General features: G+C 67.0%; 15 protein-coding genes, 2 pseudogenes and 2 CRISPR repeat arrays. Of the genes and pseudogenes, 7 read left to right on the top strand and 10 right to left on the bottom strand.

Annotated elements, in window-relative coordinates; translation table 11 throughout:
• The first annotated feature begins 412 nt into the window (after positions 1-412).
• The 4 genes from OG711_RS08175 to OG711_RS08160 all read left to right on the top strand — a co-directional run bounded on the left by OG711_RS08175 (position 413) and on the right by OG711_RS08160 (position 8,353).
• Positions 413-3,055, top strand: coding sequence for a DEAD/DEAH box helicase (locus OG711_RS08175; protein ID WP_329558912.1), 2,643 nt, complete (start codon positions 413-415; stop codon positions 3,053-3,055).
• Between the two features lie 118 nt (positions 3,056-3,173).
• The gene (locus OG711_RS08170) at positions 3,174-3,692 is read left to right on the top strand and encodes a hypothetical protein (RefSeq protein ID WP_329558911.1); all 519 of its coding nucleotides are present in this window, start codon (positions 3,174-3,176) and stop codon (positions 3,690-3,692) included.
• Between the two features lie 1,081 nt (positions 3,693-4,773).
• Complete coding sequence (locus OG711_RS08165) at positions 4,774-6,873, top strand: AAA family ATPase (RefSeq protein WP_329558910.1); 2,100 nt, start codon at positions 4,774-4,776, stop codon at positions 6,871-6,873.
• Positions 6,866-8,353, top strand: coding sequence for a UvrD-helicase domain-containing protein (locus OG711_RS08160; protein ID WP_329558909.1), 1,488 nt, complete (start codon positions 6,866-6,868; stop codon positions 8,351-8,353). The genes OG711_RS08165 and OG711_RS08160 overlap by 8 nt, the downstream gene beginning before the upstream one ends.
• A 744-nt stretch (positions 8,354-9,097) precedes the next feature.
• On the opposite strand, the pseudogene OG711_RS08155 reads toward OG711_RS08160, so the two are convergent.
• The 9 genes and pseudogenes from OG711_RS08155 to cas6 form a co-directional block, all read right to left on the bottom strand.
• Positions 9,098-10,464 (bottom strand): annotated as a pseudogene (locus tag OG711_RS08155) (IS1380 family transposase).
• Between the two features lie 200 nt (positions 10,465-10,664).
• Positions 10,665-11,674: direct repeats of the CRISPR family, unit length 29 nt; unit sequence GTTGCGAACCCTCCAGGGTTGATGACGAC.
• An 89-nt stretch (positions 11,675-11,763) separates the two neighbouring features.
• Entirely contained in the window at positions 11,764-12,027 is a 264-nt protein-coding gene (gene cas2 / locus OG711_RS08150) for a CRISPR-associated endonuclease Cas2 (RefSeq protein WP_329558908.1), read from the bottom strand.
• Position 12,028: 1 nt separating this feature from the next.
• On the bottom strand, positions 12,029-13,009 hold the full coding sequence (cas1b, locus tag OG711_RS08145; RefSeq protein WP_329558907.1) for a type I-B CRISPR-associated endonuclease Cas1b: 981 nt from the start codon (positions 13,007-13,009) through the stop codon (positions 12,029-12,031).
• Positions 13,009-13,530: a CRISPR-associated protein Cas4 gene (locus OG711_RS08140; protein WP_329558906.1), complete on the bottom strand. Its 522-nt coding sequence runs from the start codon at positions 13,528-13,530 to the stop codon at positions 13,009-13,011. Before OG711_RS08140 ends, cas1b begins: the two co-directional genes overlap by 1 nt.
• Positions 13,527-15,938: a CRISPR-associated helicase Cas3' gene (gene cas3 / locus OG711_RS08135; RefSeq protein ID WP_329558905.1), complete on the bottom strand. Its 2,412-nt coding sequence runs from the start codon at positions 15,936-15,938 to the stop codon at positions 13,527-13,529. The genes OG711_RS08140 and cas3 overlap by 4 nt, the downstream gene beginning before the upstream one ends.
• Complete coding sequence (cas5, locus tag OG711_RS08130) at positions 15,935-16,624, bottom strand: CRISPR-associated protein Cas5 (protein ID WP_329563689.1); 690 nt, start codon at positions 16,622-16,624, stop codon at positions 15,935-15,937. Before cas5 ends, cas3 begins: the two co-directional genes overlap by 4 nt.
• 5 nt (positions 16,625-16,629) lie before the next feature.
• On the bottom strand, positions 16,630-17,664 hold the full coding sequence (gene cas7i / locus OG711_RS08125) for a type I-B CRISPR-associated protein Cas7/Cst2/DevR (RefSeq protein WP_329558904.1): 1,035 nt from the start codon (positions 17,662-17,664) through the stop codon (positions 16,630-16,632).
• A 20-nt stretch (positions 17,665-17,684) separates the two neighbouring features.
• Positions 17,685-19,094 carry a hypothetical protein gene (locus OG711_RS08120; RefSeq protein WP_329558903.1) on the bottom strand — a complete coding sequence of 470 codons (1,410 nt, stop codon included), beginning with the start codon at positions 19,092-19,094 and terminating at the stop codon, positions 17,685-17,687.
• Positions 19,091-19,783 carry a CRISPR-associated endoribonuclease Cas6 gene (gene cas6, locus OG711_RS08115; RefSeq protein ID WP_329558902.1) on the bottom strand — a complete coding sequence of 231 codons (693 nt, stop codon included), beginning with the start codon at positions 19,781-19,783 and terminating at the stop codon, positions 19,091-19,093. The genes OG711_RS08120 and cas6 overlap by 4 nt, the downstream gene beginning before the upstream one ends.
• Before the next feature lie 775 nt (positions 19,784-20,558).
• A CRISPR array of direct repeats spans positions 20,559-21,307; the repeat unit is 29 nt; unit sequence GTTGCGAACCCTCCTGGGTTGATGACGAC.
• A gap of 1,182 nt (positions 21,308-22,489) precedes the next feature.
• On the opposite strand from cas6, the pseudogene OG711_RS39075 reads away from it, so the two are divergent.
• Together OG711_RS39075 and OG711_RS08100 are read left to right on the top strand one after the other, a co-directional pair.
• Positions 22,490-23,283: pseudogene (locus OG711_RS39075) on the top strand (transporter).
• A gap of 874 nt (positions 23,284-24,157) precedes the next feature.
• The gene (locus tag OG711_RS08100; RefSeq protein ID WP_329558899.1) at positions 24,158-24,490 is read left to right on the top strand and encodes a hypothetical protein; all 333 of its coding nucleotides are present in this window, start codon (positions 24,158-24,160) and stop codon (positions 24,488-24,490) included.
• A 112-nt stretch (positions 24,491-24,602) separates the two neighbouring features.
• On the opposite strand, the gene OG711_RS08095 is transcribed toward OG711_RS08100, so the two are convergent.
• Positions 24,603-25,322, bottom strand: coding sequence for a DUF317 domain-containing protein (locus OG711_RS08095; RefSeq protein ID WP_329563687.1), 720 nt, complete (start codon positions 25,320-25,322; stop codon positions 24,603-24,605).
• On the opposite strand from OG711_RS08095, the gene OG711_RS08090 reads away from it, so the two are divergent.
• The gene (locus OG711_RS08090) at positions 25,213-25,779 is read left to right on the top strand and encodes a hypothetical protein (protein ID WP_329564262.1); all 567 of its coding nucleotides are present in this window, start codon (positions 25,213-25,215) and stop codon (positions 25,777-25,779) included. The two genes, OG711_RS08095 and OG711_RS08090, sit on opposite strands and share 110 nt — an antisense overlap.
• Positions 25,780-25,910 lie beyond the last annotated feature (131 nt).

Genomic DNA, 25,910 nt, shown 5'->3' with positions numbered 1-25,910 from the left:
CCTCTCACTGGACGAGAGGAGAGGGGCCGGTTCAGGTGCATCTATGCGACGAGAGTCAGCCGCGCCTCAAGTCGCTCCCAGGCCCCGAGGACGGCCTTGTGGGCGTCGGGCTGGAGGTGTGATGGTGGAGTCGGCTGTTGGAACTCCCCAAATGCCGTCTGCGGAGAGCAAGGCGGGCGGCCTACTGGGGCGCCTGCGGACTCCGGTCAAGTGCATTCGCTTCGGTGGCGGGCGCACAAAAGGGCACGCCGTGGCCGAGGGACTGCCATCACCAGCGCCTCGTCCCGGCACTGGTCCCAAACCGAACCGTTTGGGTCTGAAACAGGGGCACCCCCCACGTCCTGCGAGATACTCCAGCTTCCTGGCCGCGCCCTCGCGTACCAGGTCAACGCGTTCAGGCTCAGTTGCCTGGGTGAAAGAAAGCGGAGACTTCGTGGCATTTCAGCGTCGGAGCGGCAGCAGCCCGGTCAGCCAAGCCGACGACCCCGAGCAGTTGTATCGGCTTCTGGCACGGTCAAACAACGGTCCGGACTCGGTATGGGGCCATCAGTCGAAGGTCCTGGAGAAGTGGCACGCCGATCACTACTCCGAAGCCGATGTGGCGATTGAGCTTCCGACGGGCGCGGGGAAGACGCTGGTCGGGGGGTTGATCGGTGAGTTCCTCCGGCGCAAGGAGGGAAGCCGGGTCGCCTACCTGTGCCCCACTAAGCAGCTCGCCCGGCAGACAGCCAGCAGACTCGCCGACTACGGGATCCCGCAGGTTCTGCTCACCGGTCGTGTCCCGACTTGGAACCAGGCCGAACGGGCACAGTTTGACTCCGGTCGGGCCGTGGCGGTCAGCGTCTACAGCCATGTCTTTAACTCCAATCCTGCGCTGGTGGGTGCCGACCTGCTGGTGCTGGACGACGCCCACGCGGCGGAGGGCTACGTAGCCGGGCCCTGGAGCCTGAAGATACCCCGCTCGCATTACGAGAGTGCCTACAAAGATGTGCTGTCGACACTATCGTCAGCACTGGACCCCTTGGTCTACAAGCGGCTGGTTACCCCCAACCCGGATGGCCAGTACTTGTCCAGCGTCTACCTTGCTTCGCCGCTCGGCGTTGCAGCCCGGTCCGCCGAACTCGAAACGGCGTTGAGCGACGCTGTTGCGATGGGGAAGGTCGGTGAGGACGCAGTTCATGCGTGGCGGTTCATCGAGGGCCGGGCGGCCAGGTGCATGGTCTACATCTCGTACAACCAGATCCTGATCCGACCGTTGATCTCGCCCACGTTCCTGCACCCGGCGTTCAGCGAACCCCGCCGTCGGCTCTACATGAGCGCGACCCTGGGTGCCGGGGGTGAACTGGAGCGCAGCTTCGGCCGACGGAAAATCAAGCGGATTCCTGTCCCAGCGGGATGGGACAAAGAAGGGACTGGCCGTCGGTTCTTCGCCTTCCCTGAACTGGCCGAAGACCTCGCAGCCGACAACCAGAAACTCGCTCCCTTCGTCGCTGGCATCATCGCCAAGGCAGGCCGCGCCGTCGTCTTGACGCCGGACAGCCGCACCGCCAGCACCTTCCGGGAGCACTTCCTACCGGTCGGCTACCCGACCCTTAACGCCCAAGAAGTTGAGGACGACCTCACCCGGTTCACCTCCCAGACAGCCGCCGCGCTCGTACTGAACAATCGCTACGACGGAATCGACCTCCCCGACGATCAATGCCGTCTGGTGGTCCTGGTCGGACTGCCGGCAAAGGGAGACCTCCAAGAGCGCTTCCTCCACGGCTCCTTGGGAGCAGTAGAGGTCCTCCAGGAACGAATGCGGGCCCGGATCCAGCAAGGCAGCGGCAGAGCGACGCGGAACCTTCGCGACCACGCGGCCGTGCTCGTACTGGGAAGGGACCTGACCTCATACCTGACAAGACGTGAGATTCAGGAGGCTATGCACCCCGAGATCCACGCGGAACTCGAATTCGGCGTCGACACCAGTCTGGGCTTCACCTCGACCGCGATGCTGGAGAACCTTGACGTCTTCACCGAGCACGCAGATGCGTGGACGGCCGTGGACGACAGCATTGTCGCCGCTCGTGAAACATACAGCCGTGCCGAAGCCCCCGGTGTAGCTGACCTGCAGCGTGCAGTGCGACACGAGATCGTTGCCGCCGAAGCCATCTGGTCCGGCGACCTGCCCTTTGCACTCAATTCCGTCAGGAGCGTCCTGGACAAACTTCGCGGCGACCGTACACCGAAGCGCTACGGGGCACTATGGAGCTACCTGGGGTTCAGCATTGCTCGCCAACTCGCGGACCAGACCGGCGACTCCAACTACCGTGAAACCGCAAACATCTACTACCGGGATACCTGGAAGAACAGCCAGGGCACCACCTGGCTGTCACACCTCGCGGCCCCGGCCGAACACGACGCTGCGCCCCAGCCACCCGAACTTGCCCTCACCGACGAAGTCGCCATGCGCAATATCCTTGCCGCCACCGATCTGGCCGGCGTCGAAGCCTTCGAAGAGCTCCTCAAAGCGCGCGCTGGGCTGGAAGGCACCGAATACACGGCATACGAAGCAGGTCTTGTTCACCTTGGCAGGCTCGCCGGTGCCCAGCCCAGCTACGGCAACGAAGGCGACGAAGGCGACGCCCTCCCGGATGCTGTTTGGATCTTCGACAAGGCCCAGTGGGTCATCTGGGAAGCGAAAAGCCAGGCGAAGGAAACCGGACAGATTGGCGCCGACCAGGTCCGGCAAACCGGTGCACACCTGCGTACGGCAGAGAAGGAACAGGAGAAGGCCGCGCCAGGCGACTCGGTGTGTCTACTCGCGTCCCCCAAGAACAAGGTCCACTCCAGCGCTCACGCGGTTGCCGAGGAGAACGTGTACCGGGTCCGCCCGCCCGAGGTGCTCGACCTGTTCGACCGCCTGAGTCGTGCCTGGCAGACAGCCCGCGCACGAGGACTGGCGACGCTTTCAATTCCCGAACTGGCAACGATTTTCAAGGCCGAGCAAGCACTCCCCTCCCAATGGCTGCCTTTGATGAGAAATCGACCGCTCTGGAAGAAACCCGCTCAATGAGGATCAGAGTGTAAGAATCGGGAACGCCTGGTGGCGTGTTCGGCTAACAAGGCTCCCGACTCCGCAGCGTCGGGGGATACACAGGCTACCGCCGAATTGGAAGAGGGGACGTTGATCCATGGGAAAATCAGCACGGGTGCTGGGCCGGGAGTTTGACCGAACGGCTCGCGAAATGAATGTCCTCCTCAAGAAGCACGGCTATCTGGACGGCGACCCCGGCGCTTATGGACTCACCGAGAAGGGGCAGCAGTACGCGGAGGAGCAGTACCACTCGCGCGGCACGGGCGGCTACGCGCAGTACAACCCAAGTTGGGAAACTCGCACCTGGAGCGACGAGACGGCAGCGGCGCTTAAGGCTGACATCGAAGCCAACTCTGGGGGCTTCGACGCAGGAGATTCTCCCGCTGAAGAAGAAGACGCTTTCAGGAACGGACCCTTCGTGGACTACAGCGGAGGTGGTGATGACGACGGCTCTCAGCCCAGTTGGAAGGAGTTGGCAATCGGCGGAGTCGTAGTAGCTGCTCTTCTCATCGTTCCTTATGCCAAGCCCTTCTGGTACGACAAGGTGAAACCTGCTGCGAAGAAGCTGCGGGGTGGGTTGGCGAAACAGGAGCCGGTCGAGTCCACCGACTCATGACGCTAAGGAGAGACCGATGTCTCACCGCTGCACCGTCGATTGCGATGAGCCCGTTTTCGAGGGCAAGAAACCGAAGACTGGCCATCCATGATTGTCATGTCGGCGTGGGCCGTCGACTGACGTCGGCGGCGTAGGCGGCCCAGTCCCCGCCCGATGCTTATTGCCACTGGACAGCAACTTTGATGTGGACCCCGAGCATGCGGGCGGGGACTGCGGTGGCGCGAGGTCAAACAGCGCGGTGGAGCAGTCCTGCTTGGGCCGTATCCCGATCTTGTGGAGGCGCTGGCCCACCCAGTCGTCGCCGAGAGGGCGTCCCGACTGGCCTCCGGGGAAAAGCCAGGCGTCCTCCGGGGTGCCGATCTTGGCCTTGCCGCGGCGAGTAGCCACGAATTCGCGCGACCGCGACGCAGTGGTCTTCACGACCATCACCAAGGGCCGCTCCGGGCGCCTCCTCGCCGATAGCAACTGACGTTGGCAGACCTGGTGGTCTGCTGTCGAGGCTGCCTACCATTTCGGCGGCAACGGCGAGTTGCAGCTCGTCCCGCACAACCCGCCGCACTCCGTGCGTCACACGTGTGCTTCGTGACTGGTCCATAGAGTGTCTCGCTCTCCGAAGTCCAGCACCTTCTCGGCCACGAGAGCTTCCAGGCCCCCAGCGCTATCCCCCGGCTCCAGCCGGACGCACACAAGGCTGTGCTCGGGGCCTGGGAGCGCATGGCCGTTCGCTGACCGGCGCCGCATGAGCGAGCCGTCTCTGCCCCGTCCGGCGCGGACGGGGCAGAGACGTTTGCCTGCTCAGGTGGACGTTCACTGTCGGCCTGTGCCGAGTGTCCTTGGATGGGCTGCCAGGAAGATCATCTTGAAGGGGCACACGGAGCCATCCTGCGTTCGGTGGAACCCAGGCACAGTCAGACCACAGTGGTCACAAGAGAAAGAGCGTTGTCAGTGCTGGGGGTGATGATGGCTACTCACGTACTTCTTGTCCATGGGGGGCATGGTGCACCTGAGTCGTATCGCAGTGAGCGGGTTTCGGGCGAGCGCAGACGGCGAGATGGTCTGCCATTTGCCCGGCCGTTTCAGCGTGCTGATCGGAGCCAACGGCGTCGGAAAGACGACGCTCACGGATGCGCTCTACCTTTCTCATCCCGGCTCTCGTTTCCCAGCCCTGCCTAGGTACGGTTCCGCCACGCTCGCACCCGAGAGGTCCACCCGGACCATCAAGGTGGAGTACCGGCTGGGCGATAGCCTCACCGAGGAAGGTCGTCTCGGACGCCAGTTGCACGAGGTCAACCACCAGCGTCTTGGGGATGTCGCTCAGAGCTGGGGTACCACGCTGAGCCGCAGGCTCGGCAGCGTCACCCCGAAGATTGACACGGCGTACGGCAGGTCTTTGGATCTGGACCCGTACAAGCTGATCTACCTGCCGGCCTGGCGTCATCCTCTGGACGAACTGGCGCGTCGCGAGGCGCGGATTCTGGTTGAGCTGCTCCGTGCTGAGCAGCAGCGCCTGAACGGCACCCGGAACCTCGTAGGGCTCCGGGCACGGGCCTCCCAGCTGCTCGAGGAGCTAGCTAAGGAGAGCGTCATCGACGCCGTCGAGACGAGGATCGGCGGCTACCTCACGGACCTGTCGGCTGGGGTGAGTCGCCAGTGGCCGTACATACGTGGGCAGGTCATCGACGATACCTACTTGGCTCGCGTGCTGGAAGTCATGCTCGCTGTCATGGAGGGACGCAGGTTCGCTCGGCCTCTTGAAGTGTCCGGGCTGGGGTACGTCAACCTGCTGCATATCGCCGTGATCCTGGCGGCGATACCGGACTCTACCGAGCTTCCCCAGGACGCTGTCTGGTCTCACCAGGATGCTCCCGACCAGCCGCCCCCCACGGAGATGGAGCAGATTCAGCAAGCTACCCGGAACCTTCAACAGGCCCAGGCTGATGCCGAGTCGGAGGAGGACTCCTTCTTCGGTACGAAGCCCTTCCATGCGACGGTCGTCATTGAGGAGCCTGAGGCGCACCTCCACCCGCAGTTGCAGCATGCTCTCGTTCGGTACTTGCGCAGAACCGTCAAGAAGCGGCCGGAGCTGCAGGTCATCCTCTCCAGCCACGCGACGGACGTCATCACATCCTGCGCCCCTGAGGAACTCGTCGTTGTGCGCCAGACGGCGCAGGGGAGAGTGTGCCGCACCGTCGCCGATGTCGTGCCGACGAAGCACCGCGACATCACACTGCGAAAGACACGGCTCCATCTGGACGCGAGTCGGTCCGCCGCCCTCTTCGCCGACCGCCTCGTCCTGGTTGAGGGGGTCACCGACGCCGCCATCCTAAGGGAGTTCGGCAGGACCTGGGCCGGAGAGGACGCGCGTAAGCAGGCATTCGTCGATGCACTCAGCATTGTGCCCATGGGGTGGAAGGTCGGGCAGTGGCCGGTGCATCTCTTGGCAACTCGGGGCAAGGAACTGTGTACCAAGCTGGCGATCCTCGTCGACAGCGATCTACCGTTCGAGAGCAAGGAACACAACAAGCCGACTTGGCTTCCTGCCCACGACCCCTCGGTCGTCGACGCCTTTGTCAGCCATCCGACCTTGGAACCATCAATCACCGAGGGTAACGAGGGCTTGATCGCAGCGGCCCTGCGCGAGGCTGATCTGGACGAGCCGCTCGTGACGGCCCGGACGGTGTACGAACTGTTCCGCAGTGCGCGGAAGGGCAAGGAGGGGCAGCCGGCCGTCCCGGCAGGGCGGGGTTCCAGCAAGAAGGGCGACTTCGCGCTTGCCTTCGCCGGTCTCCTCGCAGAGGTCAACGAAGCAGGTCCCGAGCAGGCGTCGAGCCTTCCGAACGTGCCCGACCACATCCGGCGACTGTTCGAGTTCGTGTACCCGCCCGACCCGGCTGATGAGACCGCCCCCCAAGAGTCCATTGTTGAGCCGGACTGGCTCGTGCTGGACGGCGAACGGAACACGGACGAACAACAGGCCGATGACGCGGAGGAACTTCACTGGTCGGACGATTGGCAGAAGGAAGAGCGGGAGTGGGCGGAAACAACCGGGGACGAACCGATCCCAGAACCGCCAGACTCTGACGCGCCGGATCCAGATGCACCGCCATGGGAGGAACTCCGATACTGGCGGCCCGGAGGCTGGCCGACAACCGCACGTCCGATGACGGTTGCCGATGAGTAGTCGCTGGCCTGGCACGCGCGCTCTCACACCGGAACAACTCCTCACCGCCGCAAGCCCTGACCGCCTTGTCTACGTAGAGGCGTTTCCCGGCTCCGGGAAGACGACCGTCTCGCACCAGCGCTTCGGCCTGCACCGCTTCGCGCGCACTACCGATCACCGGGCAGTCGTGGCGGTCAGCTTCACTCGCTCGGCCACCGAGGAAATACGTAGCCGCGTGGTTCGGCAGTGGGGTCCTTCGGCCCTGGCATGGCCCCATCGCATCGTCACACTCGACACCATCCTGAACGACCTACTCACCCACCTCCTGAGGTCTGGTCTCCTCCAGTGGCCAGGCGGCCACGAGGAACTGGAGGTGCTGGACACGTGGCGGACCCGCTTCCCCACCATCCGCACTACCGCGAAGCCCGCTCTCCGCCTGGCGGGCACCCAGGTCAGCACCACCTACCTGCCAGAGGCAAAGCCGGACAACCACATAAGGCCAGCGGACTTCGCCGCTGCCGTCAACAGAGGATGGTGCACACACGAGAACGTACGCGAGGTCGTGCACGGGGCCCTCGGCATCGACGGTATCCGCGCCCAGGTGTCGACCTACTTCGCCAGGACAATCAGGTCCCTGCTCGTCGACGAGGTCTACGACGCGAACGACCTAGACGTGGAGATCATCCGCATCGCGGCGGAAGCGGGACTCGCAGTCACTCTGGTGGGAGACCCTTGGCAGGCCCTCTACGCCTTTCGTGGCGCCCGCCCGGAGAGCGTGCGCCGGCTCATCGAGCTGCTGGGATTCGAACGCGGCGAACTTCAGACATCGTTCAGATGGCGGGACAGCAGTGACCAGGCGTCACTGGCACGTCTACTGCGCCGTGGAGAGCGAGTACTCCTTCCCACGGGGGCGGCGCGAGACGTCGATGTCGTCCTCGCTCGGCGGTGGAAGACACTGTGGAACGGAGACGCCCATGTCCTCCCGCTGGCAGTCAAGCAGCCGTCAGGACCGTTCCAGGAAGCCGTGTGCACCTTGCTTCTAAACGAACTCACCCAGAGCTCCTTCGGCCTGCCCGCCGCGTTTCTTGCCGACGCCCGAACTACCCTGGGTATCGAAGAAGCCGAAACGTTCGAGGAGCTGCGTCCGGACCTACAGTCTGCTCTCCAGGGCCTGGCGAGCCAGGACGACCTCGGCGACATCTGGACCGCCTTGGCGGACAGCGTGCTCACCAAGACGCACATCGAGCCGTCGGAGAGCCAGAAGCGGACACCACGCAAGGCCCTCGGCAACCTGCGTATGCGGCTGCAGAACGCGCACGAGCGACTCGTTCCCGGCCTGACATGCCACCAGGCCAAGGGCAGGGAGTGGGACAGGGTCGGGATGAGACTGGAAGAGTCCGACGCGGCTGTGCTCCGGAAGGGTCTCGACCCCGCCGACGAGGCCCACCGCTCGCTCTACGTCGCACTCACCAGGGCACGAGTCCACAGCCTTGCGGTATAGACAGAGGGGAGCCTGCAGAGGGCCAGAGGCGGATATTGGTTGGTGCCGCGTTCAAACCTCTGGTGCAGACTCTCCCCCAGGGACCGTCGGCAGTGCCTTCCAACGCTGGCGCTCGTTGACCCGTCCCGCAGTCGGGGCGGGGCTGCGGCGTGACGCTCGTTTGACGCTCTCGGCGCCCGCAGAGCCCACGAGGCGCACCGAAAGCGCCGCCTGACCTGCGGGTATGCCAGCTCCCCTTCCGGATGGCGATTTCCGATGACCCACCATGTGGAGTGCGTGGCTATCCTTGAACCAGCCGCGAAGGGCTCCTGACCTGCGACTGTTTCTGCGTGCATTATGTGCGGTGTGGGCGTTAAGGGCGATATCTTGACGCTGAAATGACGCTTGTGACGCTCATTTGACGCTTGTTCTGATGGGGCGTCAGGGGGCCTGTCGTGCAGGTCAGGCTCTGTGCAGGGGCGTACATCAGGAAGGCATCGAGGAAGAGCGACGCTCTGCGTCGAGATGCTGGTTCCTGCTGGTCATTTGTCCCGGAAATGATCAGGAGGCTCTGTTGCCTGTGTTTGCCGAGGCCGGACTGCTGACCTGCGAAGGTTTTCCTTGGCCTCGCCGTTTCAGTTACAGCTGCCGGATGTTTGAGCGGGGGTTGCCTGAGGCAGTGCTGGTGGGTGGGCAAGGTGGGATCCCGGCGCGGTGGTCGGGTTCTCCAGGTTCCTTGGGTCGTCGATGGTCAGGGGCTGCTGGTCAAATGGCTGGGCGGGGTAGAGCCGCGAGTCGGTGGAACGCGGCGGCGAGGTCGTGTCTCCAGGGCCAGGTGGCGGAGATCCGCAGGTGGAGGCGTCGGCCGCCGCAGGTGAGGCGGGCGGCGACGTGCAGCAGTCGGTAACGGAGCTTCTGCGGCTCGGCGTCGGCCAGCTCTCCGTCCAGCAGCAAGTCCCGGGTCCAGGCAGGTCGATCGCTGCCAGGCTGAGTTCGAGCCAGTCGGCGTTGATGGCGAAGTGGCGGGAGGGGAAGCGGCCGAAGCCAGTGTCCTTGCCGCACCGGATGTGGTCTTCGACGGTGGCGTGTCCGCGAGGGCGGACCTCGAGGAACTGGGCGGAGCCGCCACCGGAGTAGGGGGCGTCGGTCAGGAACACCTGGTGCCGCAGACCCTCGTCCTGGTCGAACAGGGAGAGTTGGGCACCGGAATGCGGCCGCTCACGGCGCACGATGATGCGGGTGCCTCCCGGGTAGCCGGTCAGCTCGACCATTCCGGTCAGCTCGGTGACCTCGGCGTCGGCACGGAGCGAACCGTCCTGGTCCAGAGCGGGATGCCAGAGACGGTCGGGCACGGCCCGGATCGCGTCGCGGACAGACTCGGTGACTGCGTATCCGACGGAGACGAAGGTTCGGATTCCTCGTTTGCGCATGTCCCGGACGTGGCTGAGGGAGGCTCTCGCGGATCCGGCGCTGTCGGTGCGGACGAGGATGTCGGTGCCGTGGCGGTGGGCGTCGGGGATCTGCGCGAGCGCCTGGTCGAACACCGTGATGTGGTCGGCGGCGGTATTGGCTCCGGCATTGCCGGGCCGCAGCCGCCCGGACATCGCCTCGCCGGTGTTGGCCAGGAAGCACAGGAGCGGGTGGAAGCCGAAGCCGCCCCTGTAGGTCGGGGCAGCTTGATCCTTCTGCGAGTGCGAGGTGATCAGCGTTGCGTCGAGGTCCAGGACCCGCCCGGGCAGTACACGTCCCCCGGCCCGGGCTGCGGGTATGCCCTCGCCCCGCTCAGCGGCCTGCAGCCAGGCCACCTCCCGGGCCTGAGCGCGAGCTGATCGCAGCCGGGCCAGTACCCCTTCGTCAATGCGGCCAGCAGTCGCCAGGCCGTCGGTGTGGAGGCGACCGGGCCGAACGTTTCGCGCTTGTCCCGCAGAACGGCCAGTTCCGTGATCGTCTCACCGCTGGCAGTGATCGTGCCTGGTCCCGTGCGGCCGAAGCGGCCTGAGCGCAGGGGAGTACGCGGCGGTCAGCCCAGTGGCCCCGGCAAAATCCGCCAGCAACCGTGCCCCGGCGTGCCCCACCACCCCCGCACCGTCAGCGGAGACATGGAGCTTGGGACGCGAGCCGATACCCTGCACTCAGAAAGTGCCTTCCGTCTGGACCGACAGAACCCCTTGACAAGGTTCATCGTCCCAGCTCAGAAGGCGCTTTCGCGATAGCGCCCAGAAACCCGGCCCCACACCAAGCGAAACGGCGAGGTTTGGCTATTTCGCGGTGATGCCGAGGGTCGCAACCGGCGACTCTGTCCGGGGTGATCTATGACCGGATACAGTCGCTAGTTGCGAACCCTCCAGGGTTGATGACGACAGGAGCGGGTCCGCCACGCCTGGGGCGCCCTGCTCGGTTGCGAACCCTCCAGGGTTGATGACGACCAGGGCATCGGTGCGGCAGGGCATCGTCCCCGACATGTTGCGAACCCTCCAGGGTTGATGACGACTCCGCACTGCCCGGTCCCAAGTCCGGGGCCGTCAAGGGTTGCGAACCCTCCAGGGTTGATGACGACCCCACATCCGTTCGGCGCCCGCGAATGCGAGCGCGGGTTGCGAACCCTCCAGGGTTGATGACGACTACGGACACCGCTCGACGCGTACTGCTTGTACTCGTGTTGCGAACCCTCCAGGGTTGATGACGACCTCGTGGGTGCAGCTCGCGCTCGCCGAGTGCCACCAGTTGCGAACCCTCCAGGGTTGATGACGACCGGAGTGCGGGTCCGTCCTCGACCTGGGGACCCTCGCGTTGCGAACCCTCCAGGGTTGATGACGACCTGTAGCGGCGCAGGAGACGCCCGCAGCCCCGGCATGTTGCGAACCCTCCAGGGTTGATGACGACCCCAGCAGCAGGAGGAACGGGCACCGGAGTTCTCCGCGTTGCGAACCCTCCAGGGTTGATGACGACGGGCTGGCGCACCGGGACGAGATCACCGCGTGGGCCGCGTTGCGAACCCTCCAGGGTTGATGACGACCGGCAGCCGCCAGATCGCCCTGCCCACCCCCATCCCGTTGCGAACCCTCCAGGGTTGATGACGACTGGTGGTCGGGTCCTGGGCGGACCCCTGGGAGTAGGGTTGCGAACCCTCCAGGGTTGATGACGACGGTGGCTGCGCGGCGCACAGCAGGTGCAGGCCAACCGTTGCGAACCCTCCAGGGTTGATGACGACCAGTCCGGGCAGGCCGCCCGGAGCGCCGCGACGTCCTGTTGCGAACCCTCCAGGGTTGATGACGACCTGCTACCGAGTTCCAGCCTGGCGACCGCCTCCCGAGTTGCGAACCCTCCAGGGTTGATGACGACCCGAGGGTAAAATCTCAGGTCAGACTGCTTCTGCAGGAGTCATTGGGCGATGGTTTTGCAGCAGTTCGATGGTGATGCAAGTGTGCTGGTCAGAGGATGTCTCCGGGGCCTCCGAGGGCGACCCCGAGGGTCGTCGACTCGACCATGTCGGGTGACCGGGCGGTGTACGTGACGATGCTGTCGTATCCCGGGTCGATCACGGTGCCCAGTGCGGCCATCAGTGCTCTGTACTGTGCTGCGGACAGTTCGCCCTGAAAGACGCTGCGCTGGGTCCAGTGGAGGTATTTCCTGCAGGTCTTGAGTACTTTCGGGTTGCGTTCCACCGCTGTGTCGTAGACGAGGATGACGAACATCTCACCACCACGGCCGGAACGGCTTGTACGGTGTGCCCTCAAGACAGAGCCTGACGACTTTCAGGGCTTCCAGGTGCATCAGCTCCTCGTAGCTGACCTGTCGTTTGAGGCCCCGGTGATGGACCGTTGTCGAGAGTTCTTCCCGCACCAGTGCGGCGATCTTCTTGCGGCCGTTCTTGCTGAGGGAGGCCCGGCCCACGTCGGTCTCGAAGTCGCTCTCTTTCAGGTGCTTCTGGCTTGCGGCGCGTCGCAGCAGCCGTTCCGCGAACAGGGGCTTGAAGGGTTCGGCCAGGTCGAGGGCGAGTGTGTTGCGGCGGCGGTCGGTGTCCGCGTGGAGGAAGCCGATCGCGGGGTGCAGTGGTGTGCTTCGCAAGGCGGTCAGCAGTCGTGCGTACACGAGGGCGTTGAGGTAGCTGATGAAGGCGTTGCCCGCGTTGGTCGGTGGGCGCCGTGTGCGGCCGTTCATGCGGAGCCATGGTGGGAGCCGACTGTCGAGTACGGCCCAGGCGGTACGGCGGAAGTTGCCTTCCTGGCCCATGATCGCGTCGTTGGTCCGGCATGCGGGCAGCGCGTTCCTGAGCGCTTCCAGTGCGGGGTCGAGCAGGTCGGTGTCGAGGGCCCAGCGGATGTTCTCCGCGGTGGCGAGCACGAGGGACCGGCTGATTGCGAGCCGCTGCTCGTCGTCGGCCGAGATTTCGACCTGGCGTCGGACGGTGGCGGCGGACGACATCGACTCGGCGGGGCTGAAGTGCCCGGCGTGGTTGCCGTAATGGTCGAGGATGTGCACGGTGACGCCGTTGCGGCTGAGCAGTGACAGTGCGGACGTGTTGATGTCGACGTGGTCGAAGACGACCAGGTCGCGGATGTCGGTGATGGGGATACGGACCGGACTGCCGTCCGGGCGCTCGACGCGGACGCTGTTGTCCTCGCGGCGGATGCGGCAGGGTTCGGTCAGCCAGTACGTGCGGCCGACGGCGGGCATCAGTCTCCCCAGCAGTAGTCGAGGTAGGAGCATCCGCGGCACTTGCTGCGGAGCAGCCGGTCGGGTGCGGTGGACGCGGCGATGACGGTCTGTGCCTTCGCTTCCGTGTCCTCGGCTTCGGTGCGGGCGCCGTCGTCCCAGACGACATCCGTGGTGCGGCGGATCAGGGGGTAGTGGACGACGCCGCCCCGGACGTTGACCCCGCGGCGCTCCAGGAGCAGGCAGTAGTGCCTGACCTGGGCGGTGTGTCCGGGTGCCGGGGCGCGGGAGGACTTCGTCTCGTGGATGACGGCGCCGGTCGTCACCCAGTCGATCTTCGCCTCGCCGAGGTCGACGTCGCGGCGCCGGGTGAAGGTGGTGTCGTCGACGACTTCGCCGAAGGCGACCAGGTCGCTGCGCTGCTCGGGGCGGTATCCGCGGGCGTACAGCCAGAGCTGGCGGGGACAGTGGACGAGGTATTTGATGTGCACGCCGCCGACGGCGGTCTGGTCTTCGGCCGGCGGTTCGGGGCCGGGGCTCACAGGATGGTCTCCTGGCCGGCGGGGGGCTGCAGGCCGAGGACGTTGTCGTACATGCCTTGGCTGATGTGGATCCTCAGATGCGGGTCGTAGGAGCAGGCGAAGGCATGCAGCTGCCCCAGGCGCAGCGGGATCAGGAGCCGGGAGGCCAGCAGCGGGTCGCCCTTCTTTCCCCGGGTCAGTTCCCGGTACTCGGCCACGTCCTCGTGGTGCAGGACCTCCACACTGTCGAAGGCGCGGGTCAGCTCCCGGGCGAACTCGGTCCTGTCGTGGAACGGGTCGGTGAAGGTGAGGAAGTGCTCAGTGAAGGCGTCACGATGGCGGCGCGCCTCCTCCGCCCATGTCGTGCCCCACTCGGTGGCGTAGGCGCGGCGGAGCAGTTCGTCGATGTCCTGTTCGCTCAGGGTCGTCGCTCCGGCGGCGACGAGACCTTCGAGGGCCTCCCAGGAGGCGTTCATCGCCCCCTGCGCGTAGGGGAGGTGCCTGTCGGGCCGGTGGACGCGGAATTCGACCGGGCCGTCGGGGTGAAGGCCACGCCGGTTGACGCGTCCCGCGCGCTGGGCGACGGCTTCCACCGGCGCGCATTCCACGGCCCCCCGGTCGAAGTCGAGCTGGAGGGACACCTCCACCACCTGAGTGGCGACGACGAGACCGCCGCGACGCGCCGGTTCGCCCGGCCGGCGTTCGGGGTGCCGTCGCAGCAGCGCCTTCTCGATGGCGTCCCGGTCGCCGTTCCTGAAGCGCGAGTGCAGCAGCATGGCGGCGCACGGATCGGAGGGCAGCGCTTCGCGGGCGTCCTCGGCCAGCTGCTCGTACAGGTTCTGGGCGCGGGCGACCGTGTTGGTGACGACGAGGACGCTCTGCCCGTCGCGTAGCCAGGCCCGCAGGCGCTCGATTCCCTCCGGTGCGTCGACCGGGGAATCGTCCAGCGTCAGGCGGTGCCGTACGGGACTGGTGCCTTCCGGCGCCCGGTGGACGGTGACCGGTTGTCCGACGCTCTCCTCGATGATCTCCGTCATCACATGGGAGAGAGTCGCCGAGAGGACGGCGAACCGGCTTCCGAGCCGTTCCCACAACCGCACGGCGGCACACAGTCGCCCGAAGGTGTCGGGTTCGTAGGCGTGCAGTTCGTCCAGGACGAAGACCGCGTTCGCCTGTTCGAGGAGTACGGAGGAGTACGCGGGTCCGGCGATCGCTGCGCTGAGGAGCTGGTGCGGGGTTGCCACCCGGAGCCGCTGGGTGAACAACCGCATCGCGTTGGCCTGGGCGCGTGCCTTCCGTGCCAGGTCCGCCGTCGGTGCGGTATGGGGATCACCGGGGGCGCAGTCGTCCTCGAGAGCCTCGGTGAGGAGTGTCTGGGCAACGGTGCCGTGCAGCAGTCCGATGTCGGCCTTCCGCTCGCCGGGCCCGGGGAGCAGGGTGTCGGCGAAGCGGCGGCGGATCGCGTTCAGCGACGCCCGGTAGGGCAGCGTCCACACGACACGCGGGAGTCCGGGCATGGTCCGCGTCTGCGCGGCGGCCCAGGCCAGCCCGGCCTCGGTCTTGCCGCTGCCGGTCGGCGCGACCAGCACCAGATGGCCCGAGGCGTCCGCGGCCTGCCGCTGGTGGGCATAGGGGTCGTACGGCAGTCGCGTCAGGTAGTCGGGAGCCAGCGGCATATGGGTCTGGAGGCCGATATGGGCGGAACCGGACCGGTCGGCCAGCGTGAGCGCACCCTGGGCGAGGACGGCGAGCAGCCCTTGATGAGGTTTGACGGGATGCCGCCACATGTCCAGCAGCCCCTCCAGCGTGCGCTGGGCCCGGTGGGCCAGTGACGGGTCCCCGGGGGCGGTCGCGGGCGGATCGGCCGTCAGATATCCGCAGAGCCACGCCAGCCACTCCCGGTGCAGGAAGCGCGGCACTTGCAGTACGGCCTCGCCTGTCCTGGGGTCGGAACTGGTGCCGAAGGCCTCGTTCCAGTCGGTCTCCTTGTTGTACTGCCGGCTGAGGGCCGGTTTGCCTGTGTGGCCGCTGTTGCCGTCGACGATCAGGGCACGATGATGGGTGGCCACGAGCGTGGCCACCATCAGGCGGTCCTCCTCGGTCCACGTGGTGGCTTCCGCGATCAGGTCGACGTAGGCGAGGGACAGCACTTCGTGCCGTTCACCCCAGGGGGTGCCGCCGATGTCGATCTGGCGCTGGAAGCCTTCGGCGATCTTCCCCGCGTCGTGCAGGAGCGCGGCCATCCGGACGCGGGACCAGAAGGATGGAGCGTCGGCGAGGACGCCCGCGTTCCCGATGCGTTCCTCGATCGGACCGACCGCGGCGTGGACCGTGCGGGAGTGGGTGGTGAGCCGCTCCCGGTCGTGAGCGGGTCTCGACTTCGCCCGGACGTCGTCGAGGGACGTCCGCCGCGGTGGCGGGCCGGTCACGGCTCCAGGAGCCACAAGGCTTGCCCTTTCCCCTGGTAGCTGCCGTCTTCCAGGGCGCCGCGCACCGGGTGCCTGCCTGCGGGCCTGTCGCACCACAGGTAGTCGGTCCAGCGGGTGGTCATCCGGTCCGCCGACACGGACGCCGCCATACGGTGCGTGACCGCGTACGGCACGTCATGGCCGGTGGCCGGGGCCAGGGCCGAGCCCACGACCGCCTCCGTGACGGGCCTGAGCACCACCTCCAACCGTTCCTCAAGGTGGACCAGGTCCTGCGAGCGGCCCAGCCGGAGCCCCCACTGCGGGCGCCGGAACGCGCGGGCGACGCGGTCGCCCGCCTCCTCCGGCAGCCACACCGTCAGATGCACACCGGTGAGGAACGGACGGGTCCGCAGGGTCATCCCGCCCTTGCCCGGGCGCACGCGCCCCGACACGGCAGGATTGGCGCCGCCCGCGTCGATCGGATGGTAGGTCTCCGCGTCCACCCCTTCGCCTTCCGACCAGGCGGCCATACCGAAGGCCAACGACTCGTACGGCGCCCCGGTCGCCGCGGCGAGCAGGCCCCGCACCGTGGACGGCGGCGGCACCGGAAGCCCGCGGGCGAGCCCGGGGAAGAACGGATCCCTGAAGGACGCCACAGGCGCGTAGAACGTCAGCCTCCACGCCGGGAGCGGCTCCGCGTACGACACCCCGGTCACTGAGCCGCGTCGTCGAACCAGGCGTCCAACGCGCCGCCGCGCATCTCCGACGCCAGACCGAGCAGAACCGTACGAGGATGGTCCACGACAATGGTGCCGTCGGCGATCTCCTGCGCGCACTCCTTCTCGAAATCCGCCCGCAGATCGTCACGGAATCCGGGCCGCCACCCCACCCGGACCGGCGGGATCCACTCCCCGTTCCACGCCGCCAGCTCCTTGCGCAGCACATCGCCCCGCACCAGCAGACCGCCCTCATCACCTGTGATCACATGCGCGAGCGGATTGACGCCCCCCTTGAACGGCACCATGACGATCAGGGACGGGACCCGGTCCCCGTAATGCAGGGCCTGCTTGGCACCCCCGTGGAGATGAGCGACCGCCTCCAGCAGCAGCGCCGCCCGGTGCCGACGCTCCTTCACCGGCAGACGCACCGCACCCTGACCGCGGAACACCTCCGTCCCCGCGCCCAACGCCGCCGCCTGCGCGACCTGGAGAGCCTGCTCCTGCGTGAGATAGTTCGGCCGCCCCACACCGTCGGCATTCGGCAGCGTGAACGTGCCGACCCTCGGCAGATCGAACAGAAACGGGGCCGCCAGATCGGCGGTGTAGAACTCGTGCCCGTGCAGAACCGGCTCACCCACCCCGCGCGACATCACCCCGAAGTCCTCCGTCGGATGCACCGGCGCCACGGACATCAGCGTACCGAGCATGAACGGACTGTCACGCAGCGTCGTAGCGGCATCGTCCTTCTTCGCACCCGCACGCATGTACCCGAACAGATCGTCATCCGCGTACGTGATCGGATCCGCATCGGTATTGGCCTTCTGCGCCCGGTTCTGCGCCTTGCCCACCCGGGTCACGGGCGACGCGGGCGCGCCCCGCCCCGCCATCCCGTCCCTGATCCAGCGGCGCACCGCCTGCGCGGAGACATAAGGGTGGCGGCGGCCACGCACGGTGGCGTACTTCACCCGTGCCGTCGTGTCCTCGCCCTTGCCGTTGTTCGGGGCCCCGGCCTCCACAGAGATCAGCATCCTGCCCGCCAGATACGCCATTACGCCCCTCCGAAGTAGTACTCGTCATCCGCCGCCAGCACGGGCTGGTTCAGCAGTTCCTCGACCCGCTCACGTTCCTGCGGATCCTGCGGCGGCTCGGCGACCTCGATGCCACGCTCACCGAGGATCCGCAGCACCTCGGCCCCCAGCAGCATGCGGTGCTCCCAGGCGCGGGACCGCTTCTCGATGAACGGCCGCCACGCTTCGGGATCGGTGGCGGCCTTCCGCCCGTTCAGCTTCAGCCGGAAGGCCGCCTGATACAGCAGCTGCCCCAGCTGGTAGCCGCTCAGCCCGGCATTCCGGTACTCCGCCAGCCGCCCGCGGGGACTGCCGCTCCCGTGCTCGATCCAGTCGGCGATCAACGTCGCCACGCCATTCAGGTCCGGCTCCATGCCGTGCACCTCTTTCTCGTAACGAAGGGCCAGCCGGGTCAGCGCCGCACGATCCCCGCCGGTCCACCGGCCGGTGTCCCACAGCAAACGGTGGATCTGGGACAGCAGGGAGCGGCTGCGCCCGTCCTCGGCCTCGAACACGAGCCGCGCGGCCTCCCCCGCCCCGTCGGCGGATACCCGGCCCTGACCGTCCCGTTGGGTGAGCGCCAGCTCCAGAAGCCGCCAGCCCCGCCGCAGAACCCTGTTGCCGTCCACCGCCGCGAGGAACCGCGGAACCGCCCGGCGTGTCCGCGTCACCCGCAGCCACGGCTCCTGGTTGTCGTTCTTGAAGCTCCACAGCGTGGTCGCGGACAGCTCGCCGTCAGCCGCGCGCAGCGCCCGCAGCGCGACCAGCTCCGGCCGGGCACCCGCGCCCAGGGCGGAGAAACCGGTCTGGGCGATACGCCGTGCCCGGGTCACGTTCCGCACCGCGAACTCGTACTCGGCGGACGGGTTGTCGCACGAAAGGACCGTCGCCGAGCCAGCCGTCACCCACGCCCCGTACGGGAGCACCCACATGGCGACCCGGCATCCCCGGCACACGGGCCAGCCGCGCACCCCGGGCGGCAACGAGTTCAGTGCCTTGCTGGTGTCGAAGAGCGGCAGCATCGACTTGGCCCACAGCACGGATGACGAAGTGCCGCAGAAGACACAGGGGAGCGGAGCCCGCGCATTGCCGTCCGGGGCGAACATCGGCTCCAGGGCCTCCCTGAGCAGAGCCTTGTCACGCGGACGGCCCGCATGGGTGGGCTTGGAGTTGGGGTAGAGCGCGAACAGGACCTTCCACCAGTCGTACGCAGCATCCGTCTTCGCCGCGACAGCACAGTGCGTGACATCGGTCAGCACGGACCGGACGACGCCGTCGAGGTCCTGGGCTGTCACCTGCTCCGGCCGCTCCCTCCCGGCGAGGACGGCCACGGCCCAGGCCCCGGCGCGCTGCAACGGATGACCGGTCGTGCTCAGCGGCCCGTGGCTCACCGGATCCACCCGAACCCCTGCACCGTGTCCAGACCGAGCCCCCACGACCGAACGGCATCCACGAACCGCGGATCGGCCTCCATCCCCACCCGGACCGTCGCCCCGACCCGCGGCGCACCCCGTACCGAGAACATCCTCCTGGGCCCGGCCCCCAGCACCCGCAGCCCACGCGGAGCGGGCAGCTCCAGAACGTCGGCCTTGTGCGACAGGTTGTGCTGCAGCCGCTCGACGTAGTGCTCATCGTCAGGCAGCAGCTCGCGCCCCTCGCGCCGCAGGACGACCGGAGTCGCCGTCTCCAACTCCACGAGCCCCTCGACGGCGGCAGGTGTGCCGACTTCGACGGTGAACCCGCGCACCCGCAGCCGGGCCGCACCCCAGACGATCTCGGTGCGGACGGCCAGCGCCGCCACGAGCGCAGCTGCGATCTCGGGAACCGGCGAGCCGAACCACACCGAACCGTCCGGGGACGTGGTGTAGACGCCACGCTTCCGGGGCGCACCCTTGAACTGGGGACTGGTCACCCCGACCGGCTTGAGGGGGTGACCCCGCCAACCGTCGTCGTGCAGCGAACGGGCGAGCACCGGATCATGCTCCTCCAGCAGCCCGTAGACGACGGCACGTGCCGGCCCGTGTACGTCATCCCACGCCAGACTCGGCCGATCGGCCTCGACATCGACTTTCACGCGCATCTCAACCACCCGCGAGCGCGCACCATCGCACTAACGTGCCTAACCTGCATGCTGTTTACCGTACGGCGGCCTAATGGCGCGTGTGGTGACTTCTTGTCATATGACATCTTGATTGCCTTGTGTGTGATAGGAGGCTCCAGTGCCGAGAGAGGCTGAAGTGTCCCGGGGTCTGGTACCCCGATCGCCGCTCGGCCTGCGTCTGGACGCCAGCATCTCCTCGTAGGAAGCCACTTACCAAAACGCTCTGACCTGGGAGGCGGCGCTACCGAAGAGTCGCGGCAAGGCGGTCCACTCCCCGGGAGCGAACGACCGGGCCGTGGCTACACCGCCGGGGACAGGACCGGCCGGCAGCGGCGATACCTTTCGCCCCGCGAGACTGCGCACGGGTGCCTCGCGGGAAAGCCCCTTCCGGGAGGGTCCGCACATCAGTGCCGACCTACGTCGGCGGAAGACAACCCTCTTGGGTTGATGACGACGGTCTGCGCCGATATCACGCCCGACGCGTGAACGATGTTGCGAACCCTCCTGGGTTGATGACGACGACCACCGCCGCGCCGCGCTGCGCGTACCCCGGGTGGTTGCGAACCCTCCTGGGTTGATGACAACCACCCTCGTCACCCCGTTCACCGGGAGCGCGTACCTGTTGCGAACCCTCCTGGGTTGATGGCGACTCCTGTGGTGGTATCAGGGCGACACAGGCACACCGTGGGTGTTGCGACCCTCCTGGGTTGATGACGACCCCTCGGCGCCCTGCTGGACATGCCTCAGACGGCGCTGTTGCGAACCCTCCTGGGTTGATGACGACATGACCAGGCCGGGCCGGGTGGCGGACAGCTCACCCAGTTGCGAACCCTCCTGGGTTGATGGCGACCGGTGCTGCACCGGCTGTCGGGCGCGCCGGATCACCGTTGCGAACCCTCCTGGGTTGATGACGACAGGGCGGTTCACCAGGCGCGGTCAGGAGGTGAGCGGGTTGCGAACCCTCCTGGGTTGATGACGACCGGCATCGACGGCCTGATCATCGCCCTCTACACGGCGTTGCGAACCCTCCTGGGTTGATGACGACCCGTGCCGTCGCACCGGGCGCACACGGTCGCGCCGGAGTTGCGAACCCTCCTGGGTTGATGACGACGGAGACAGCGTCCACGGATCAGGAAGCGCTTGACGCGTTGCGAACCCTCCTGGGTTGATGACGACCGGGACCGTGGCCGGTGGAGTGGCTTTTCCCGCCCGGTTGCGAACCCTCCTGGGTTGATGACGACCATCATCCTCCGAGCGCTCGTCCGCCTCGCCGGGTCGTTGCGAACCCTCCTGGGTTGATGACGACCGCCTGCAGGGCGAAGCTGACCAGGCCGTCAAGAAGGGTTGCGAACCCTCCTGGGTTGATGACGACGAGAGCTCCCTACGGTCGCAGCATGACCAACACCTCGTTGCGAACCCTCCTGGGTTGATGACGACCCCAGCAGCAGGAGGAACGGGCACCGGAGTTCGCCGCGTTGCGAACCCTCCTGGGTTGATGACGACCCGAGAGTAAAGTTGCTGGTCAACAGCCCTTTTCGTACTCTTGTTGCCAAGTATTTCGCAGTGATCGGGCGATGATGCAACTGCGCAGGTCAGACCGGTGTATCGATGCTCGTCAGAACTGGTCCGGCCAGGTCGGTTAAGCATGCCACGGACAGCCCCTCGGTCATCGTTGGTGGTGGGCCTGGACGCGATGTGGAACGTGGTCCGTTCTGTTCGGCCACGGGGGTCATGATCTCGCCTATGGGCGAGACACGGATGCGGCACGGATTTTCCGAGGGCGCTCCCCTCCCCCAAACGTTCATGTAGCGCGGCAGGGCTGCATCTACCACTCCGCGAACGGCGTCAAGTTCCTAGCGGGCGACGGGAGCTGGCAGCCACCGTGGTGCTGGTGCTTGTCATCGTTATGGCTGTACGGGCCGGGTGACGTCGGCACCTCCGCGACCATGAGCGGCAACGCACCCGGTGGGCGGCGCAGGCGCCTGACGATTCTGCTACGGCGCGCCTTGAAGTGATGCTTGAGGCGCTCGGAGCGCATCTCGTGGACCCGTTGTCGGCGCCCCGTCCCACACTCAACGGCCCGAGTGGCGCTCCCAGGCTCCCTTCGTCGCAACGTCTGGGCTGGCCTGCAACGCTGTGAGGGCATCAAGCCCTTCAGCTGGATTTCCTCTGCGGCGACCACTAGATGGACGCCGGGGTCGCCGAGTGATAGCCAGCACGCATCCGTGGTTTCCAGGACGGCAAGGAGACCGCATACCGCGGTCTGTTCGTGCGTTGCGCCAACTGTCGGTTGCTGAGGCGTGAAGCCATGGATACCTCAAGTGAACAGAGCCGACGCTCAGAAGGATCTCGCTACATGCGGCGCCCTATAGACTCTGACCTGCGAAAACATGACTTCCCGCTGTTGTTCCGCGCGCCCTGGGGGACGCATGGGGGACCAGCCCATTTTCGGTGACCAAGGGACGCGTGTCTCCTGTGGTGCGAACGCAGCCTCTCACGTCCACCTTCATACTTCCGGGCGTCTTTGCGGAAACATTTCCGCCTGCGGCGGGCGTTGCATGTGGCGGAGCCGAGAAAGAGGGGGTGGCCAGGCTGAGGCTGTTCAGCGTGCGGCATGGCGTCCGGGAGGTCTTTCCGCGTCTGGCGGAGGTCGAGGCGGATGTCCAGGGCCTGATCGAGGCGCATATGGAGGCCATGCTTGGGGTGCGGTTCCTGGCGAGTGAGTACAGCACCGGGCCCGTTCATGGTGGGCGGATCGATTCACTGGGCCTGGATGAGAACGGCGCGCCGGTGATTGTGGAGTACAAGCGGGCCACTGACGCGGGGGTGATTCACCAGGGCCTGTTCTATCTGGCCTGGCTGATGGACCACCGCGACGAGTTCCAGCGCCTGGTCCGCGACCGGCTCGGCGCCGAGGCGGCCGGGCAGACCCTGTGGAGCGCGCCCCGGGTGATCTGCGTCGCCGGGGACTTCACCCGCTACGACATCCACGCCGTACGCGAGCACCGGCGTGGCATCGATCTGGTCCGTTACCGGTTCTACGGCTGCGACCACATCGCGCTGGAGACCGTAGCCTCGGTATCCGGGCACACGGGAGCGCCCCGGGGTCGCCGGGGTGCGGGTTTCCGGCCGGGGTGTCGCCTCGCCGCAGGGTGTCGGAGAGGGTGATGGCGGATCTGTCGGCGGCTCTGGGTGAGGTGCTGCTCGGGCTGGGTGCCGATGTCACGGCGGTGCGGCGCAAGCAGTACACGGCCTACCGGCGGATGCGGAACGTCGTCTGTGTTCCGCATCCGCAGCAGGCCAAGGTCCTTGCCTACGTGAGGCTTCACCCGAAGGAGGTGCACCTCGTGCCCGGGTTCACCCGGGACGTGACCGGGCTCGGCCACCACGGAACCGGTGACCTGGAGGTCCAGCTCCGGTCCGAGCGTGATCTGGAGCGGGCTGTGGACCTGTTCCGTCTGGCGTACGTCGGGGCGTAGGGCTCGTCCTGTGTGCTTGCGGCGGGCTGTGGTTGTCGTCGCTGGTGTTCCCCTCGGAAGAGGTGGACAGGACGTGGCGGTGGAGTATTCAAGGGTCCAGGGGTTCCCCGGTTTCGCGAACCGGGGAACCCCTGCTGTCTCCCGCCGTCCCCGACAACGGGGCTGGTCTCCGGGACAGCGGCGGAGCAGGTCTTGGGGGCGGATGGCCAGGTACGTCTCGAGAGCGGTGGCTCCGAGGACGTGCGGATCGAGGGTGAACTCCGCGGTGGTTTCGAGGCGGTGCTCTCGGGGCTCGCCCGCCGCGTGCCTGGTGGTGGGCGGTGCAATAGACGGCGCTGGACATGGGCCCGGGCTTCTTCCTGGCGTTCGCCGGTACTCGCGCCGCACCACTTGGGACTGTTGGTCGCGGTCGAGGCCGTCCTCGTCCAGGGCGGCGGGGGCCGTTCGGTCCTCGGCGCGCAGACCGCGACTTCCCGGTTCGCGGGTTGGTCAGCGGTGCAGGGTGGCGGCGAGGGCGCCGAGGAGGTTGGCGGCGGCGAAGGTGACCATGAAGGCCCGGCTGTGCCGGGCGGCTGCCGAAGCCCCGGTCGCTGACGGGCGGATTCCAGTAGCCGTTGCAACACAGGTGGTCAACTGACAGCGGCAAGAGCCTGAATCAACAGCGACCGCCTCCCCATAGTGGTGAATCCGGCGAGGAAGTCCGCTGCCGTGCGATCAAGCCGCTAGAACGGGCGGTATGACAATCGGAGACGATCCGTGGATGGTTGATGCGACGTGACGGGCGGCCGATCTGACTCGGGCCTACCTCGCCGGAAACCGGGACCGAGTCACGGACTGCCTCACCGGTCTGGACACCGGTCGGCTGGAGCGCGTGTTGGCCTGGCTGATCCTCAACCACGACGAGCTCTTCGACAACCTGGGCGAGCCGTCCATGTCGGTGCGCGAGATCGACGCTATGGCGGCCCTGGCACCGATGGAGACCGAGTTCGCGACGACGGCGGCGGTCCGCCGGCTCGCCACCGGTGAGGTGGGGCTGACCCGCGCGGTGGAAGGGCTGGCGCTTGAGGACCAGATCAATACCCTCGCGATCTGTACCACGGTCATCCTGCTGGAAGGATACGGCCGCGATCACGCCCTGAAGCACGTCGAGGCCGAGACCGCAGAGGACGACCGGAGGGGCTGCCCCAAGCCCTACACGATCACCTGAGCGCACCAGCTGCCAGGCACTTGACGAAACGCTCGGCTGGGGTTGCCCAGCCGAGCGTCTTGGCCCCTTCGGGCCGGGCGCGGTGCTGACCCCGACGCGGTGTAGGTGCGGGTCAGCGTATGCGTGTGGCAGTCGGAGTCGGGGGCGCGACCGGTTGGCCCGGCAGGGGTGTTCCGGTGGCGTGAGGCATGGCCTGATGCGGGCTCGGGTCTGGGAGTTCGCGGGTGCTTTCGCCGTGTGCGAGTTCGTAGGTGAGGGCTTGCAGGATTGCGGTGGGGGTGTGTGTGGAGAGGTGGATGGTCCAGGTGGGCTGGTGGGGGGTGTTGCCGCCCCAAAGGGTCCATGTGGGAAGGGGGCCATTGGCGTGTTGGGCGGCGAAGGCATCGAACCGGAGCCCGGCTGCGCCTGCGTCGGGTGCGGTCCAGTTCATGCAGCGACCGTCGGATGTCTGCGGCCAGCCGGTATCGGCGAACGGGCGGGTGACCTTGGCGAGGGTCTTCTCGCTGACCTTGGTGTCCAGCCCGGCGCCCCAGGCGTCCCCGGAGGCGAGGCTGTCGAGGAGGGTGCGGACGACGTCGGTGGGGGTGGAGGCGGTGGCCGTGGCGTGCCAGAGGCGCTCTCCCACGGGTGACTCGTATGCGGCGATGGTCCAGGCGGTGTCGCGAGGGTCGGATTCGTGGACGAACTCGGCCCGCAGGGTGAGGCCTTCGTGGACCGCGTGGGTGGTGGAGTCGGACCAGGTCCGGTATTTCCCATTCGCCCCGGACGTCGAGGAATTCGTTGAGGAGCGCTTCGTGGTCGCCGGGGCCGGCGGTGGGGGCGGGCAGGGCATCCGGGGCGACGCGTTCGGGACCGGCATCGGCATGGGTGCTGGTGCCGTGTGCTGCGGTCACGGCGCGTTCGGTGTCGGTGGGGGGTGCGGGGCCGGGGCGTACGGCGACGGTGTACAGGCGCTGGAATTTGGCGACGGCTTGGGTCTCGGTGTCGTGGATGCGGGTGATCTGCCGGAGGTGGTTCTCGCCGTGGAGGTGGAGGTGGCGGCCGTCTTCGTGGGTGCCGACGGCGACGGTGGTCCACCCGTCGTGGGCGTGCAGATGGATGGTGAGGCGGCCTGCGGTGATGTCGTCGTGGATCTCCTGGGCGGCGGCGCCGACCTCGCGTACCTCGTCGCGGGTCAGCCAGGGCATTGGGTAGTTGGCCCAGGTCCACTCGGTGTCGATCTCCTCCTGCAGTGCGGGGTCGACGGTCACCGTGTGGTTGTGGTGGGTGAGATCCTCGGCTGCCCGTGACGCGTAGTGGGGTTCCTCCCGGTCGATGCGGCCCAGCACCATCACTCCTTCCTGGGTGTCCCGGAATCCGTGGGAGAGGAGGACCGCTCGGGCGGCTGCTGCCGGGGGGCCGGTCAGGGTGGCGGTGACCG

The sequence above is a fragment of the Streptomyces uncialis genome (assembly GCF_036250755.1).
GTDB classification, from domain to species: Bacteria; Actinomycetota; Actinomycetes; order Streptomycetales; family Streptomycetaceae; genus Streptomyces; species Streptomyces uncialis.
The sequence above is the reverse complement of the archived record's forward strand: the minus strand, read 5'-3'. Positions and strand labels throughout refer to the sequence as shown.

Coding starts and splice junctions, on each gene's coding strand:
- OG711_RS08170 (WP_329558911.1), top strand. CDS start 3,174: ATGGGAAAATCAGCACGGGTGCTGGGCCGGGAGTTTGACCGAACGGCT.
- OG711_RS08160 (WP_329558909.1), top strand. CDS start 6,866: ATGAGTAGTCGCTGGCCTGGCACGCGCGCTCTCACACCGGAACAACTC.
- cas2 (WP_329558908.1), bottom strand. CDS start 12,027: ATGTTCGTCATCCTCGTCTACGACACAGCGGTGGAACGCAACCCGAAA.
- cas1b (WP_329558907.1), bottom strand. CDS start 13,009: ATGCCCGCCGTCGGCCGCACGTACTGGCTGACCGAACCCTGCCGCATC.
- cas7i (WP_329558904.1), bottom strand. CDS start 17,664: ATGCTGATCTCTGTGGAGGCCGGGGCCCCGAACAACGGCAAGGGCGAG.
- cas6 (WP_329558902.1), bottom strand. CDS start 19,783: ATGCGCGTGAAAGTCGATGTCGAGGCCGATCGGCCGAGTCTGGCGTGG.
- OG711_RS08095 (WP_329563687.1), bottom strand. CDS start 25,322: ATGCCCTGCCCGCCCCCACCGCCGGCCCCGGCGACCACGAAGCGCTCC.